Source organism: Methylocystis sp. IM3, assembly GCF_038070105.1.
In the GTDB taxonomy this organism is placed as follows: Bacteria; Pseudomonadota; Alphaproteobacteria; order Rhizobiales; family Beijerinckiaceae; genus Methylocystis.
Genome location: NZ_JBBPBZ010000002.1, coordinates 1 through 14,876 on the forward strand (window position 1 = coordinate 1; position 14,876 = coordinate 14,876).

The following is a 14,876-nucleotide window of genomic DNA, read 5'->3' on the forward strand; positions in this document are numbered from 1 at the left end:
GGGCCGATGCCGGACGGGTCGCCCTGGGTCAGGGCCAAAGGGAGGATCACGGCGCAGCCCCCGAGGGCGACGGGTGGCGGCGGCCTGTTTCTAGTCTCTGCATGGCGCGACACTTGCCCATGCGGGTCCGGAAATCAAACACAACCGAAATATCGGTTTTTCCTATGGGCGCTCGCGACGGCAGGCGGCGGGCGAGGGCGGATGATCGGGCTGGCGCGTGAGGGGAGGCCGATTCCTGCGGCGCCGCAGCAAAAAAACATTTTTTTCCGAGGCGCGGCCCGGCGCCATTGCTTCGAACAAGAAAGAGCCCCGGCGGTCCGCCGGGGCTCGAGTCGCGCGCCTCGCGTTTGGGGCGATTCTCGCCCTACTGGGCGCCTTCCAGAATGATGTTGCCCGAGGGATCGTGCGGGCGGCCCTGGAAGACATGGCGGGGATAACGCCGCATGACGTCCCGCGGACTGGCGCTCAGGGCGTCGTCCCGCTGGTGGACGTCGACCGCCTGTTTCCAGACCTCTCCAAAATCGAAATGGCGCTCATAGGCGACCGCCGAACCCGAGGACAGCGCGACGCCGATCGCCGCCGCGGCGAGCATGACTCTTAGAGACATTTTTCTCCTCCTTGCCCCCGACGCGCCGCTCTCTCGGCCGCGCGCTCGGATGTGAGGAGAAGTGTTATTCATCTCACTGTCACAATAAAGCGTATGATGCTGCGCCCCTCTCGGGTCGCTGTGCGCCTGCGGCGCCGTCGGAAAATGCGGCTTTCGACGCATCGAAAAAACAAATGCGCGCCGTTTGGGCGGCGCGCACGAGATGCGAGAACTCGTTGGGGAGAGCGCGTTCGGGCCTTGCCGGCCTCAGGCGTGCGGCACGCCTTCCTTGTCGAAGAGCTCCAGGAGTTCGCCCGACTGGAACATCTCGCGGGTGATGTCGCAGCCGCCGATAAACTCGTTCTTCACATAGAGCTGCGGGATCGTCGGCCAGTTCGAATAGGTCTTTATGCCCTCGCGGATGTCACCGTCGGCGAGCACATTGATCGCCTTGTAGGGCACGCCGAGGTGGTTGAGAATCTGCACCACCTGCATGGAGAAGCCGCATTGCGGGGCCTGCGGCGTGCCTTTCATGAAAAGCACGACGTCGGAGGATTCGATCTCGCCCTTGATGCGGCTCATAATGTCGGACATTTGATTTTCCTTCTCTTGCGGCGTTCAAGGCGCCGCCGGCTCGCTTGTTTTAAGGCGCGCGGGTCGTCAGCGCCAGCGCATGCAGCTCCGTGCCGAGGCGGGGCCCGAAAGCGGCGTTGACCAGCTGATGCTGGCGCACGCGGGGAAGGCCGCGGAACGACTCCGAGACGACGAGCGCGGCCCAATGGTCGTCGTCATTGGCGAGCGCAGTCAGTTCGACCGTGGCGTCAGGCAAGGCGGCCTTGATGATCTTCTCGATTTCCGAGGCGGGCATCGGCATGCGATTCGTCCTTTTACGTCAGGAAGCGGTGGAAAAGGCCGCATCGTCTCCGGCCATATAGGCCGGCAGCGGCGATTCATGTGCGCGGCGCAGCTCGGCGAGCGCGATCGGGGCCTCGCCGGGAAGGTTCAGAGACTCCCCGCCTGTGACGCCAATGGCCTCGACGGCCACGCCCCGCGCCGCGGCGGCGGCCCGAATCGCCGTCGCCGCTTCGGGCTCTGCGGCCAAGAGATAGCGGCTCTGATCCTCGCCGAAGAGAACCGCATGGGCCGGTCCTCTCGGCAAGACGTCGAGCGTCGCGCCGATCCCGCCCGCCAGCGCCATTTCGGCGAGCGCCACGGCGAGGCCGCCGTCGGAGAGATCATGCGCGGCCGAAACCCTGCCGTCGAGAATCTGCGCCCGAACGAAGTCGCCGTTCGACCGCTCGGCGGCCAGATCGACCGGCGGCGGCGCGCCCTCCCGGCGCCCGCAGAGATCGGCAAGATAAGCGCTTTGTCCGAGCCAGCCGACGGTCTTGCCGACCAGGAGCAGAATGTCGCCGGCGCGCGCGAAACCCGTCGGCGCGGATGTCGCGACATCCGCGATCACCCCGACGCCGCCAATCGCCGGGGTCGGCAGAATCCCTGCGCCTTGTGTCTCGTTGTAGAGCGAGACATTGCCCGAGACGATCGGGAAATCGAGCGCCGCCGCGGCCTCGCCGATCCCCTGCAGGCAGCCCACGAACTGGCCCATATATTCCGGCCGCTCAGGGTTGCCGAAATTCAGATTGTCGGTGAGCGCGAGCGGCGTCGCGCCGCGCACGGTGATGTTGCGCCAGGCCTCCGCCACCGCCTGCTTCCCGCCCTCGACCGGATCGGCCGCGCAATAGCGCGCGGTCACGTCGGTCGTGACCGCGAGGCCCTTGGGGCCGTCCTTCACCCGAATCACCGCCGCGTCGCCGCCGGGCTGGCGCACGCTGTTGCCGAGAATGAGATGATCATATTGCTCCCAGACCCAGCGCTTGGCGCAGAGGTTCGGCGTCGCGAGGAGTTTCAGCAGGGCGTCGCGATTCGAGACCGGCGGCGTCACGGACGCCGGGTCGATGACGGGCTGTTTCGGCGTCGCGACCCAGGGCCGGTCGTAAACCGGCGCCTCGTCGCCCAGTTCCTTGATCGGCAGGTCGCATTTGATCTCGCCCTGGTGCCTGACGACGAAGCGCAGCGTGTCGGTCGTCTTGCCGACGATGGCGAAGTCGAGGCCCCATTTGCGGAAAATGCCCTCGGCCTGTTCCTCGAGCTCGGGCTTCAGCACCATGAGCATGCGCTCCTGGCTCTCCGAGAGCATCATCTCATAGGCGGTCATGCCCTCCTCGCGGCAGGGCACAGCGTCGAGATCGAGCTCGATGCCGAGATTGCCCTTGGCGCCCATCTCCACGGCCGAGGAGGTGAGGCCGGCGGCGCCCATGTCCTGAATGGCGATGACTGCGCCCGACGCCATCAGCTCCAGACAGGCCTCGAGCAGGAGCTTTTCCGAAAAGGGATCGCCGACCTGCACTGTCGGGCGCTTCTCCTCGGCGTCGGCCTCGAAGGAGGCCGAAGCCATGGTGGCGCCATGGATGCCGTCCCGGCCCGTCTTGGAGCCGAGATAGACGATCGGATTGCCGACGCCGGCCGCGGCCGAATAGAAAATCGAATCGGCCCGGGCGAGTCCGACCGCCATGGCGTTGACGAGAATATTGCCGTCATAGGACGGATCGAATTCCGTCGAGCCGCCGACGGTCGGCACGCCGAAGCTGTTGCCATAGCCGCCGACGCCCGCGACCACGCCCGACACCAGATGGCGCGTCTTGGGATGCCCGGGTCGTCCGAAGCGCAGCAGGTTCAGGCAGGCGATCGGCCGCGCGCCCATGGTGAAGACGTCGCGCAGAATGCCGCCGACGCCGGTCGCCGCCCCCTGATAGGGCTCGATGAAGGACGGGTGGTTGTGGCTCTCCATCTTGAAGACGCAGGCGTCGCCGTCGCCGATGTCGATCACGCCGGCGTTCTCGCCGGGACCGCGAATGACCCAGGGCGCCTTGGTCGGGAGCTTGCGCAGATGGATGCGCGAAGATTTGTAGGAACAGTGCTCGTTCCACATCGCCGAAAAGATGCCGAGCTCCGTGAAGGTCGGAGTCCGGCCGATGAGCGACAGGATGCGCGCATATTCATCGGGTTTGAGCCCGTGGGCGGCGGCGAGTTCGGCGTCGACTTTGGGTTCGGCTTTGATGGCGGTGGCTGTCAATGGAGCAGAGCCTTGCGCAGGGGCGGCGCTTTTTTTGGCGCCGATGCGGCGCGTCGCGCGCCGGTTTGCCTGAGGTTCTCAGGCGTTTCTCGCCATCTCGATTAGCGCCCGTCGTGCGGCAAGGCAACAGCGCCGGGATGTTGCGCAAGAGTCACAATAAGAAAGAATGAACCGTCCACAGGCTTTTTTTTGATCTTTATCAATTGATATTGCCGTAAAAAAGAGCAACCTTCGGCTCGACTCGGCGCGACGGCGTCGACCGTCTGCCAAAAGATTTCAATGGGGGTTCCGATGAGGAATGTTGTTCGCGGCGCTTTCGCTGCGATTGCGATGGGGACGGCCGCCGTCTCCGCTCACGCAGCTGATTTGGCGAGCATCAAGGAGCCGCTGGCGCCGCCGCCGCCGGTTATCGAGCCCTTCCATCCCTTCCAGGTCCGCCTCAAGGTCGGCGGCGTGATCCCGACCGAAGGCTCGGCCTTCATCACCGATCGCGGCACCGGCAGCTATCTCGCCGTCGGGGGCATCAACCCGTGGCCGCAGACGGCGCTGAACACGCTCGGCTACAGCGGCGGCCCGGGCACCCAGTTCTTTGGTTCGAACACCAATATTTCCTCTTCGATCGTTCCGATGATCGACGTCGCCTATTATCTGACGAAGAACTGGGCGATCGAGGCGATCTGCTGCGTCACCCCGCATCACGTGACGGGCGTGGGTCCGCTTCAGGGCGCCAGCGTCATCAAGACCTGGGTCTTCCCGCCGTCCCTGATGCTGCAGTATCACTTCACCAATTTCGGCGCTTTCCAGCCCTACCTCGGCGTCGGCGTGAACTTCACGACCTTCTGGGGCACGCGCGCCGGCAACCAGACCCAGCCGATCGCGTCCGCCAATCCCGCGCTCAACGCCGCCGTCCCGGGCTTCACCGCCTGGACGACCGCCTATTCGGCAAGCATCACCCCCTCCTGGGGCGTCGTGGGCCAGGCCGGCATCGACTATATGTTCAACGACCGCTGGGGCGTGAACGTCGATGTGAAATACATCATGATGGAGCCGACCGCTCACGTCTGGGCCGCCGCCAATACGACGCCCGTCTCGGTGGGCAGCGGCTGCTTCAACTGCGGCCCGGTCTTCGTCCCGCTGAACCTCGCCGTGAAGATCAATCCGGTCGTCATCTCGGGCGGCCTGACCTATCGCTTCGGCGCGGATTGGGGCGTTCCGAAGCTCTTCTGAGCCGGTTCCCCCGGATCGCAAATAACAGAAAGCCGGCTCCTCGCGGGGCCGGCTTTTTTGATGGCGTCTAAGCAACCCTGCGCCGCCGGCGGCGCGCCAGATGAGACGGCTTCTACGGGCGGCGGCCTGCGCCTATTCGCTCAACATGCGACAGATGGCGTCGAGTTGATCGAGCGTCTGATAGCGGATGCGAAGTTCGCCGCGCTCGCCCTGATTCTTGATTTCGACCGCCATGCCCAGCGCGTCGCAGAGCGTCTTCTCCAGCGCCCGCGTATTCGCGTCCTTTTCCGCCTTGGGCTTGCGGGCCGGCGGCGAAGCGCCCGAGGCGGCCGCCGCCTGCTGCTCCTGCGCAAGGGCCTCGACGTCGCGCACAGTCAAGCCTTCTTCGACAATGCGCCGCGCGACGGCCTCCGGGTTCTCGACGGCGAGCAGGGCGCGGGCGTGGCCGGCGGAAATGGCCCCATCCCGCACCAGAGCCTTGGCCGACTCGGGGAGATTGAGCAGCCTCAGCGTATTGGCGACATGGGATCGGCTCTTGCCGATGATCTTGGCGATGTCGCCTTGTACATAGCCGAATTCAGCGGCAAGGCGTTCATAACCTCTCGCTTCCTCGATGGCGTTGAGGTCCGCGCGCTGCACATTCTCGATGATGGCGATTTCGAGCGCTTCCTTGTCATCCGCCTCATGGATGACAATCGGCACCTCGGCCAATCCGGCCGCCTGCGCCGCGCGCCAGCGCCTTTCGCCCGCAATGATCTCATAGGCGTCGGCGACGCCAGCGATTGCGCGCACGACGATCGGCTGGATAACCCCCTTCTCCCGAATCGAATTGGTCAGATCCGCCAGATCTTCTTCGCGAAAAAGGCTGCGTGGATTTCGCGGATTGGGCCGCAGAAATTCAATCGGCGCCTTGCGCTGGCCGCGCGGGCGCTCGCCAGGCGCCGCCTCGCCTGCATCGCCCAAAAGCGCGGCCAGGCCGCGGCCGAGCCGCCGGCGCGGTTCTTCAGCCATCTTCAAATTTCTCCTGCTTTGGTCTCGACCAACGGGGCGACGTCACGCCGCGCGCAGACGCTTTTCACGCTGAATCACTTCCGAGGCGAGCCTCAGATAGGCCTGGCTGCCCTGACATTTCAGATCGTAGAGCAGCACCGGCTTGCCATGAGAGGGCGCCTCTGACACGCGGACATTGCGCGGAATCATCGTTTCATAGACCTTGTCGCCCATGAAACGGCGCACATCGGCGGCGACCTGGGTCGCCAGATTGTTGCGCGGGTCATACATGGTCAAAACGACGCCATGAATCGACAGCTTCGGGTTGAGCGTCCGGGTGACCTGATCGACGGTCGACAGAAGCTGCGACAGGCCCTCGAGCGCGAAAAACTCGCATTGCAGCGGAACAACAACGGCGTCGGCGCTGGCGAGCGCGTTGATCGTCAGGAGATTGAGCGAGGGCGGGCAGTCGATCAGAATATAATTGTAGTGTTTGCCCTCGTGAAGCTCCGCAGCCGCCAGCTCGGCCAGCGCTCGCTTGAGGCGGAAGGCCCGATCCTTGTCGCCGGCGATTTCAAGCTCGACGCCGAGCAGATCGAGCGTCGAGGGCGCGATGGAAAGGCGCGGCACCACCGTCTCGACGATGGCCTCGGCAAGGCTCGACTCGCCAACCAGCACATCATAGGTCGAGAGCTCGCGGCTTTTTCGATCAACCCCGAGACCTGTCGAGGCGTTGCCCTGCGGATCGAGGTCGATGACGAGCACCTCCTCGCCGACAGCGGCGAGGGCGGTGCCGAGATTGATCGCCGTCGTGGTCTTGCCGACGCCGCCCTTCTGATTGGCGAGGACCAGAACGCGCGGCCCGCTAGTCTGTCCGGTCAAAATCTGCCTCTGGCGGTGAATTGACGACGATTAATCTGGCGCGCGGATGTGTGCGGCTCTGAACTGTGTCGACCCTGAAACTACCGATGCCGGACGCAGCGGTCAATTCGTCCCGCCACTCCTCCCCCTTCAAAAACACCGCCGTCGCGCCTTTTTCCAAGGGTTTGCGCGCCAGTTCGACAAGCTTCCCGAGCGGGGCCAATGCGCGGGCGCTGACGGCGTCAATCCTTTCCGCGAGCGGCGGCAGCGCCGACTCGATTCGCTCGGCATGCACCGTCGCAGGCGCGCCTGTTTCACGTGAAACAGCCCGGAGAAAGGCGGCCTTGCGCTGATCACTCTCGATCAAATGGACATGCGCTCCAGGTCGATCCTTCAGAAGAAGGGCGGTGACGAGACCCGGAAAACCCGCGCCAGAGCCCAGATCAGCCCAAACGCAGGCATTCGGCGCAGCCGCGAGAACCTGCGCCGAATCGGCGAAGTGGCGAAGCCAAATCTCATCGAGCGTATTGGGTGCGACGAGATTAATCTTGGCCTGCCAACGCCTCAACAGCTCCTCATAGAGGGCAAGCTCGCGCTCGATCGGTCGAAGAGCGGGGCAAAGCGCCAACGCTCGCGCGCGCGCCTCGCTCACGCCCGTCGCGCCCGCGCCGCGAGCAGGGTGAGGGCGGAGGGCGTCATGCCATCGATCCGTTGCGCCTGACCAAGGGTGCGCGGCCTGAGATAGGCGAGCTTGCCGCGCAGCTCGGCCGAAAGACCGGCGATCGACTCATAGTCAAGCGCATCCGGCAAGGCGAGTTGCTCATCCCGCCGGAACGCGTCAATGTCGGCTTGCTGCCGGTCGAGATAAACGGCGTAACGGGCGTCGGTCTCGACGCGCTCGGCGGTCGCCGCATCGATTTCCTTCAGTTCAGGCCAAATCTCGCCCAACCGCGCCACGGTCATGCCGGGCAGGGCCAGCAGGGCAAATCCGCTTCTCCGCTGCCCGTCCTGATTGACGGGGAGACCCTGCTTGAGGGCGGCCGCGGATGTGAGCGACACCCCCTCGAGCAATGCCCGGGCGCGGGCGCTGCTCACGGCGCGCGCCGCGAAGATGTCGCGCCGTACAGGCCCGACGCACCCGAGGTCGAGCCCCTTCGGCGTGAGGCGCTCATCGGCATTGTCTGCGCGCAGGGAAAGACGATATTCCGCCCGCGATGTGAACATGCGATAGGGCTCGCTAACCCCACGCGTCACGAGATCATCGATCATCACGCCGAGATAAGCCTCGGCCCGGTCGAAAATGACCGGCGACCGCCTCGCCGCCAGCCGCGCGGCGTTGAGGCCGGCGACGAGTCCCTGCGCCGCCGCCTCCTCATAGCCGGTCGTTCCATTGATCTGGCCGGCCAAAAAAAGCCCCTTCAGGCGCTTCGTTTCGAGCGCCGGCGTCAGTTCGCGCGGATCGACATAATCATATTCGATGGCGTAGCCGGGCCGCAGGATGCGGGCTTCCTCCAGCCCCGGAATGGCGCGGATGAACGCCTCCTGCGTCGCGAGGGGCAGGGAGGTCGAGACGCCATTCGGATAGACAGTATCGTCGTCGAGCCCTTCCGGCTCCAGGAATATCTGATGGCCATCGCGGTCCCCGAAGCGGGTCACCTTATCCTCGATCGACGGGCAATAGCGGGGGCCAGGACCGGAAATCGCCCCTGTTTTCAACGGCGAGCGATGCAGATCGGCGCGGATGATCTCATGCGACCGGGCCGTGGTTCGGGTGATGGCGCAAGCGACCTGCGGATTTTCGATGCGCGCGGTCAAGGCAGAGAAGGGCTCGGGCGTTTCGTCGCCCAACTGCTTTTCGAGCGCATCCCAACGGATCGTCCGGCCATCCAGACGCGGCGGCGTTCCCGTCTTCAGCCGCCCGACCGCAAAGCCCGCGGCGCGCAAGCGACGGGCGAGGCCGAGCGCCGGCGGATCGCCCATGCGGCCGGCCGGCGTGCGTTCGTCACCAATGTGGATCACCCCGCCCAGGAACGTGCCGGTCGTGATCACCACCGCTTCGGCGCGTATCTCCTCGCCGGCCGCGGTCGCCACGCCGCGCACGCGGGCGCCTTCGACGAGAAGATCCTCGACCGACGCTTCGATCACGTCAAGATTGGGCGTCGCCTCGATCGCCGCCAACATGCCGGCGCGGTAGAGCTTGCGATCCGCCTGAGCGCGCGGCCCGCGCACGGCGGGGCCCTTCGAGCGGTTCAACATTCGGAACTGAATGCCGCCGAGGTCCGCAATACGCCCCATGAGGCCGTCCAGCGCGTCAATCTCGCGGACAAGCTGACCCTTTCCGAGCCCGCCAATGGCTGGATTGCAGGACATGGCGCCGATCGTCTGGCGGGAATGCGTGATTAGCGCCGTGCGCGCGCCGAGTCGAGCGGATGCAGCAGCCGCTTCGCAGCCAGCATGGCCGCCGCCGATCACAACCACATCGAAGCTTTTGACAGTCCCCTGCACAGTCCCCAGCCCCTGCTGATCCTTATTCCCAACCGCCTCACTGTTTCACGTGAAACAGCCTGTCTATTTCCCGATACAGAAACGGGAAAACACGGCGTCGAGCACGTGCTCGACATCCACCGCGCCGACAATGCGCCCCAGCGCCCGCGCTGCGGAACGTAAATCCTCCGCGATAAATTCCAAGTCTTTTTCGCTGGAAAGGGCAGCATCAACGCTCTCGAGCGCCGACGCCACGGCCGACCGATGCCGTTCACGGATCAGCAAGGCCGAGGCGCCGTCGCCCAGCCGCGCCTTGGCCCGCTCGGCGATCTCTCTCAGAAACGGCTCCAATCCCGCGCCGCTCTTCGCCGAAACCCCGAGCCAGCCCTCAGGGGCAGGGAGTAGATCGACCTTACCCGCGACCTTGAGGACCTCGGCTCCGACCGGGACCTGTTCGGGCGCCGCCTCGCCGCCAGGAGAAAGCCACAGAACCAGATCGGCGGTCTCGACGCGCCGAAGCACGCGGTCGACGCCAATCCGCTCGATTTCATCGGCGGCCTCTCGCAGGCCGGCTGTATCCACAAAGGTGACGGGAAGGCCGTCGAGATCGAGATGGGCCTCGATCATGTCTCGGGTGGTGCCGGGGGTCGGGGAAACGATGGCCAGATCGCGCCCGGCAAGGGCGTTGAGCAGGGTCGACTTTCCGGCGTTGGGCTTCCCGAGAAGCATGACCAGAAAGCCTTCGCGCATCCGCTCCGAGGCCGGCGCCTCGGCAAGCGCCGCCTGCATCGCAGCGCGCAAAGGGTCGAGCCGCCGCCGCAAGGCCTCCCGGTCGAAGGCTCCGACATCCGCCTCGTCGCTGAAATCGAGTTCGGCTTCGATGAGCGCGGAGGCGTCGATGAGCGCCGCCCGCCAGCCTTCGATCTGCCGCCGCAAGGCCCCGCCCGCGATGCGCAGCGCCTGACGCCGCTGTCCTTCGGTCTCCGCGTCGATGAGATCGGCCAGCGCCTCCGCCTGGGAGAGATCGAGCTTGCCATTCGCAAAGCCGCGCCGCGCAAATTCGCCCGGCGCCGCCGGACGCAGGCCGGGGCGGCGCGAAAGGGTCTTCAGGAGGCCGTCGATCACGGCGCGGCCGCCGTGAATGTGCAATTCAGCGTAATCGTCGCCCGTCGCGGAGTGGGGCGCAGGGAAAAACAGCGCGAGGCCCTGATCGAGCGCCTCGCCACTCTCGGGGTCACGCAAGGTGACAAAACGGGCAAGGCGGGGGGCGCCCGTCGCGCCGGTCAGATCCAGAAGAAGCCCGGCCACGTGAGGACCCGAGAGTCTGATCACCGCGATGGCGGCGCGGCCCGCGCCGGTGCCGAGGGCAAAGATCGTTTCCATGGTCAAGCCGGGAGCCTGTCGACGCCATCCGGACGGCGCGCCGAACTGCCGCGGAGCGTCTCGCGATAGATGCGCCGGAAGGCGAGCGTCGGCGCATCCGTCCTGACCGACTTTTCTTCACCGGGCGGCGGGACTTCGCCGGGCGAGGAGGATTCGACGATCCGGCGATCCTCCCCCGCGATCCGGCCGTTCATGAGACGAAAAACCGGATCGAGCAGGGTCGAGCGGGCGAAATTGCGGATCGTCAGCAGCAGGAGCCGCGTCGCGCCCTCATCTTCCGGAATGCAGGCGACCATGAGGCGTAGGAGTCGGCCGGGCGGGTCGATCGACAGCTCCATGATGTTGGGAAAGCGGTAGTCCAGCGCGCCCGGCCGCGCGACGCCGTCGATTCTGTTCGTCATATGCGCCCCATAGGGTCGCTCTTCGAGATCAATATCCATGCGGCGGCCGCCCTCGACCAGCCGGCTCAGGCCCTTGCCGATCGTCCGGCGGTGGACGAAGGGCAGATGCGGCATGTCGAGCATATTCTCCATCACCCGCGTCCAATGGGCGTTCCACACGACCGACTGGGCGCAAAGGGCAATGTCTGGCGCAAGGAGCGTCTCGGAGACCAGGGGGCCGGCCTGCGGCGCGAAGCCGGTATGGAGCCACAGAAGCCCGGCGATCTCGCGCACGGGCAGGGCGCAGGCGCCGAGATGTTCGCGCTTCGCATCAGGGTTCCAGGGCACGCCGCAATTGCGCCCCTCGCCATCGAAGCGCCATCCGTGAAAGGGGCATTCGAGTTCGCCCTTCACCACCCGGCCGAGCGACAGCGTCACGCCGCGATGCGGGCAGCGGTCGATGAGCGCGCAGGCCTTCCCGGCAGCGTCGCGGAAGAAGACGACGCGCTCCCCGGCGATGCGGCGCGCGAGGGGCTTGCCGGGCCTCAGATCGCGGGAAAGGCAGACGGGAGTCCAGATATTGGCGAAATCAGCAAACATCCGGCCTCCCGAGCTTCCCCTAAAAGCCCAATGAGAGCGGCTCTATCAGGTATTCATCGAATCGAAGAACGCCTGATTGCCCTTTGGCGTTTCCCGCAGCTTGCCGAGCAGGAATTCGATGGCGTCGACCGTGCCCATCGGGTTGAGGATGCGGCGCAGCACATACATCTTCTTGAGGATGTCCGGCGCGACCAGCAGGTCCTCCTTGCGGGTGCCGGAGCGGGTGATGTCGAGGGCCGGGAAGACGCGCTTGTCCGCGACCTTGCGATCGAGGATGATCTCGCTGTTGCCGGTGCCCTTGAACTCTTCGAAGATGACTTCGTCCATGCGCGAACCAGTGTCGATCAGCGCCGTGGCGATGATGGTGAGCGAGCCGCCTTCCTCGATATTGCGCGCGGCGCCGAAGAAGCGCTTGGGACGTTGCAGGGCGTTGGCGTCGACGCCGCCCGTGAGCACCTTGCCGGAGGACGGCACCACCGTATTGTAGGCGCGGCCGAGACGCGTGATCGAATCGAGCAGGATCACCACGTCGCGGCGATGCTCGACGAGGCGCTTGGCCTTTTCGATCACCATTTCAGCGACCTGCACATGGCGCACCGCCGGTTCGTCGAAGGTCGAGGAAACGACTTCGCCGCGCACGCTGCGCTGCATGTCGGTCACTTCCTCCGGGCGCTCGTCGATCAGAAGAACGATGAGATAGCACTCGGGATGGTTCGTCGTGATCGACTGGGCGATGTTTTGCAGTAGCACCGTCTTGCCGGTGCGCGGCGGCGCGACGACGAGCGCGCGCTGGCCCTTGCCGATGGGCGCCACCAGATCGATGACGCGGGACGAGAGATCCTTCCGGGTCGGATCGTCGATCTCCAGTTTGAGGCGCTCATCGGGATAGAGCGGCGTCAGATTGTCGAAGGGCACCTTGTGGCGCACCTTCTCCGGATCCTCGAAATTGATCGTGTTGACCTTGAGAAGGGCGAAATAACGCTCGCCCTCCTTGGGGCTGCGAATCATGCCCTCGACCGTGTCGCCCGTGCGCAGGCCGAATTTGCGAATCTGCGACGGCGACACGTAAATGTCGTCGGGACCGGCGAGATAATTGGCGTCCGGCGAGCGCAGGAAGCCGAAGCCGTCCTGAAGCACCTCCACCACGCCCTCGCCGACAATCTCGACGTCGCGGCTGGCGAATTGTTTCAAAATCGCGAAGAGCAGCTCCTGCTTGCGCAGCAGGGAGGCGTTTTCGACTTCATGCTCCTCGGCGAAAGCAAGAAGCTCGGCGGCGGACTTCGCTTTCAAGTCCGAAAGTTTGATTTCCCGCATGTGGGCCTTCAAGAGAGACGAGCGTTCGGAGAGCGGGCAGGGGAACGGGAAGGGAATTCCGCGCGCCGGAACGATAAGTCGGCGGTCGAGCTTCGACTGTCTGCCAGAGGTGAGGATTTATCTCATAAAGCTTTTTTACGCGCGGCGCAAGCGCGCTCGCAGGCGCTGTCAAAAGGGCTTTACGATGACCATGACGACGATCCCGATCATCAGCACGGTCGGAGCCTCGTTGATGATGCGGAAGAAACGGGGAGTATGGGGATTTGCGTCGGCCGCGAAGCGAGCCAGCAGCGCCCGGTCGTAGAAATGCGCGGCCGTGAGCAGCAGCACGAGGGCCGCCTTCGCGTGAAACCAGCCCTGCGCGAAGGCCCCGCTGTCCGCCGCCATATACAGTCCCGTGAGCCAGGCGACGACCATCGCCGGGGTCATGATGTAGCGGTAGAGCCGCCGCTCCATGATCTTGAAGGTTTCCGACTGCGGGCCGGGCCCGGTCTCCGCATGATAGACGAAGAGACGCGGCAGATAGAGCAGCCCCGCCATCCAGCTGATGATGGCGACGACATGCAAGGCCTTGATCCAGAGATACATTCTTGCTCCTGCGCGGAACCCGCCTGCGCCGTGGCGTCGCGACCGGGGTCGTCGGCCGCCATCCCCGGCCCCTCCCGCAAGGGGGAGAGGAACGGTCACGCCAAAGGTTCGAATTATTTAGCCGCGTCTCACCCTGGCGACCAGGCGCTCGACATGCTCGATGGGCGTCTGCGGCAGGATGCCATGACCGAGGTTGAAGATATGCGGGCGGCCCCGGAAGGCGTCGAGGATCGTGTCGATCTCCCGGTCGAGCGCCGCGCCGCCGGCGATCAGCGCCAGCGGGTCGAGATTGCCTTGCAGGCAGATGTCCTTCGCGGTCTCCGCGACGGCCCATTTGGGATCGAGCGCGGTGTCGAGGCCATAGCCCGCGGCGCCGAGCCGGCGTGTCAGCCCCGGCAATTGCGCGTCCGCCCCGCGCACGAAGGCGATGACCGGCGTCGCCGGACGCTTTGCTTTCAGCTCCGCGACCATGCGGGCGATGGGCCGGGCGCACCAGGCCTCGAATTCATTGGCCGGCAGAACACCCGCCCAGCTATCGAAAATCTGCACCGCTTCCACGCCGGCGTCGATCTGGCGGATGAGATACGCGACCGAGGCCTCGACCAGCCGGTCGATCAACTGCTGGAACGCGTCGGGGTGGCGGAAGGCGAAGAGGCGGGCGGGCGCCTGATCCGGCGTGCCTTTGCCGGCGATCATATAGCTCGCGACCGTCCAGGGCGCGCCGCAAAAGCCGATTAGCGCCACGTCGGACGGCAATTGCGATTTCACCCGGTCGATGGTCTCGAAGACTGGCGAGAGCTTCTCGGCGTCGAAGGCCCCGAGCCGGGCCACGCCCTCCGGGGTCTCGATCGGCGCCAGACGCGGGCCCTCGCCGGTCTCGAAGGAGACCGCCTGCCCCATGGCGTCAGGGACGACCAGAATGTCCGAGAACAGGATCGCGGCGTCGAAGTGGAAGCGCCGGATCGGCTGGAGCGTGACTTCCGCCGCCATGGCCGGCGTGTAGCAGAAGTCGAGGAAGCTTTTCGCCTGAGTCCGGAGCGCCCGATATTCCGGCAGGTAGCGTCCGGCCTGGCGCATGAGCCACAATGGCGGAATGTCCTGCGCCACGCCGCGCAGGGCCGAAATCAGGCGCTTTTCATCGCTCAAAGCCAAAAACCTCCCCGCCTTGCCCGGGCCCATGCCGCAAGCTCGCCTCTGGGTAGCCTGAAAGCGCAAAAAACTAAAATCCTTTAAAAAAGGATTGATTTACTTTTTCTTAACCAGTGCGACGCAGTGGTTAATTTTCGTTAACTTTTTTCCCACAGCCTGATCCGTCCGGGACGAATCCGGC

Annotated in this window: 13 protein-coding genes and 1 pseudogene; 1 reads left to right on the forward strand and 13 read right to left on the reverse strand. The window is 65.2% G+C overall.

Annotation, left to right across the window (positions count from 1 at the left end; genetic code table 11):
* Nucleotides 1–364: 364 nt before the first annotated feature.
* From WOC76_RS01755 to purL, 4 genes are all read right to left on the reverse strand, one after another.
* On the reverse strand, nt 365–607 hold the full coding sequence (locus WOC76_RS01755; protein ID WP_341104295.1) for a hypothetical protein: 243 nt from the start codon (nt 605–607) through the stop codon (nt 365–367).
* Nucleotides 608–853: 246 nt separating this feature from the next.
* The gene (grxD, locus tag WOC76_RS01760) at nt 854–1,180 is read right to left on the reverse strand and encodes a Grx4 family monothiol glutaredoxin (RefSeq protein ID WP_341104294.1); all 327 of its coding nucleotides are present in this window, start codon (nt 1,178–1,180) and stop codon (nt 854–856) included.
* Nucleotides 1,181–1,229: 49 nt separating this feature from the next.
* Nucleotides 1,230–1,460 carry a BolA/IbaG family iron-sulfur metabolism protein gene (locus tag WOC76_RS01765; RefSeq protein ID WP_341104292.1) on the reverse strand — a complete coding sequence of 77 codons (231 nt, stop codon included), beginning with the start codon at nt 1,458–1,460 and terminating at the stop codon, nt 1,230–1,232.
* An 18-nt stretch (nt 1,461–1,478) separates the two neighbouring features.
* On the reverse strand, nt 1,479–3,719 hold the full coding sequence (gene purL / locus WOC76_RS01770; RefSeq protein ID WP_341104291.1) for a phosphoribosylformylglycinamidine synthase subunit PurL: 2,241 nt from the start codon (nt 3,717–3,719) through the stop codon (nt 1,479–1,481).
* Between the two features lie 291 nt (nt 3,720–4,010).
* Here purL and WOC76_RS01775 point away from each other — a divergent pair, with 291 nt between their 5' ends.
* Entirely contained in the window at nt 4,011–4,946 is a 936-nt protein-coding gene (locus WOC76_RS01775) for an OmpW/AlkL family protein (RefSeq protein WP_341104289.1), read from the forward strand.
* Nucleotides 4,947–5,078: 132 nt separating this feature from the next.
* Here WOC76_RS01775 and WOC76_RS01780 read toward each other — a convergent pair whose 3' ends face one another.
* From WOC76_RS01780 to hemE, 9 genes and pseudogenes are all read right to left on the reverse strand, one after another.
* Nucleotides 5,079–5,957 (reverse strand): ParB/RepB/Spo0J family partition protein, encoded by an 879-nt coding sequence (locus WOC76_RS01780; RefSeq protein ID WP_341104287.1) that lies wholly within the window; start codon nt 5,955–5,957, stop codon nt 5,079–5,081.
* Nucleotides 5,958–5,999: 42 nt separating this feature from the next.
* Complete coding sequence (locus WOC76_RS01785) at nt 6,000–6,818, reverse strand: ParA family protein (RefSeq protein WP_341104285.1); 819 nt, start codon at nt 6,816–6,818, stop codon at nt 6,000–6,002.
* Nucleotides 6,802–7,449, reverse strand: coding sequence for a 16S rRNA (guanine(527)-N(7))-methyltransferase RsmG (gene rsmG / locus WOC76_RS01790; protein WP_341104283.1), 648 nt, complete (start codon nt 7,447–7,449; stop codon nt 6,802–6,804). Before rsmG ends, WOC76_RS01785 begins: the two co-directional genes overlap by 17 nt.
* Nucleotides 7,446–9,314: pseudogene (gene mnmG, locus WOC76_RS01795) on the reverse strand (tRNA uridine-5-carboxymethylaminomethyl(34) synthesis enzyme MnmG); the annotation flags it as partial. The pseudogene mnmG and the gene rsmG, both read right to left, overlap by 4 nt.
* 51 nt (nt 9,315–9,365) lie before the next feature.
* Nucleotides 9,366–10,664, reverse strand: a complete 1,299-nt coding sequence (gene mnmE, locus WOC76_RS01800) for a tRNA uridine-5-carboxymethylaminomethyl(34) synthesis GTPase MnmE (RefSeq protein WP_341431246.1) — start codon at nt 10,662–10,664, stop codon at nt 9,366–9,368.
* Between the two features lie 2 nt (nt 10,665–10,666).
* Nucleotides 10,667–11,644: an aromatic ring-hydroxylating oxygenase subunit alpha gene (locus WOC76_RS01805; protein WP_341104281.1), complete on the reverse strand. Its 978-nt coding sequence runs from the start codon at nt 11,642–11,644 to the stop codon at nt 10,667–10,669.
* 45 nt (nt 11,645–11,689) lie between these two features.
* Nucleotides 11,690–12,958, reverse strand: a complete 1,269-nt coding sequence (rho, locus tag WOC76_RS01810; RefSeq protein WP_341104279.1) for a transcription termination factor Rho — start codon at nt 12,956–12,958, stop codon at nt 11,690–11,692.
* Nucleotides 12,959–13,126: 168 nt separating this feature from the next.
* The gene (gene hemJ, locus WOC76_RS01815; protein ID WP_341104277.1) at nt 13,127–13,546 is read right to left on the reverse strand and encodes a protoporphyrinogen oxidase HemJ; all 420 of its coding nucleotides are present in this window, start codon (nt 13,544–13,546) and stop codon (nt 13,127–13,129) included.
* 117 nt (nt 13,547–13,663) lie between these two features.
* The gene (gene hemE, locus WOC76_RS01820) at nt 13,664–14,692 is read right to left on the reverse strand and encodes a uroporphyrinogen decarboxylase (RefSeq protein ID WP_341104275.1); all 1,029 of its coding nucleotides are present in this window, start codon (nt 14,690–14,692) and stop codon (nt 13,664–13,666) included.
* Nucleotides 14,693–14,876 lie beyond the last annotated feature (184 nt).